Below are 652 nucleotides of genomic sequence, written 5' to 3'. Positions count from 1 at the left end.
TTTTGCTATCGATATGCCTCAAGACTCAAATATCTTGCATGATTTGTCCGTATTGGCGAAATGCTGCGCCTTGTCTTCGCAGGTGCTTTCGGTCGTTTCACACGATACCGTGACAAAGCTTTCGTTGATTTTCAATACCTTGGGATTTTTATCCGACCGCGCTACTGCCTTCAGGGTAAACCGCCCGTCCGGCGTGCCTTTGGCGTCGCCTTGCACCTTGATGCAAAAATCGCCGATTTCCTTAATCGGCAAATCCGGCCATTGGGTGGAACTTTGTTTGAAACTTCCGTTTTTTTGATAAAAACGTTCCAGAAATTGGGCGTTTTCCATCATGGCTGCCCGCACTTCCTGCAGCTTGGTATTTTCAACATATTTTTGGTAAGACGGGTAGGCAATCGACGTTAAAATCCCCACCATCATGATGGTAAAAACCAGTTGAGACAAAGAAAATCCCTGCTGAATTTCCTTCATTCCGCCCCCTTTCGAAAAATAAACCGGACATTTCATCTTTATCGTTGTGTGATATCAAAATGGGGATTGAAGCTTTCGCACTTCAAAACCATACGGCGAAGTTGCCTGCGGCAAGCCCGAACTGTTTCTGAATCAATCCCTTATAAAATGAGGTCGGTATCTTATCGTCCTTATGGCGGGC

At 45.6% G+C, this 652-nt stretch carries 1 protein-coding gene; it reads right to left on the bottom strand.

All coding sequences use genetic code 11. The annotated features are described in order from the left end of the window. Positions 1 to 18 precede the first annotated feature (18 nt). Entirely contained in the window at positions 19 to 507 is a 489-nt protein-coding gene (locus HMPREF3050_RS00140) for a type IV pilin protein (RefSeq protein ID WP_094113267.1), read from the bottom strand. Positions 508 to 652 lie beyond the last annotated feature (145 nt).

It is taken from the genome of Neisseria sp. HMSC065D04 (genome assembly GCF_001815675.1).
Classification (GTDB): Bacteria; Pseudomonadota; Gammaproteobacteria; order Burkholderiales; family Neisseriaceae; genus Neisseria.
The sequence above is the reverse complement of the archived record's forward strand: the minus strand, read 5'-3'. Positions and strand labels throughout refer to the sequence as shown.

What these genes read in the sequence shown, in the direction of transcription:
- HMPREF3050_RS00140 (WP_094113267.1), bottom strand. Translation starts at nt 507, where the DNA reads ATGAAATGTCCGGTTTATTTTTCGAAAGGGGGCGGAATGAAGGAAATT.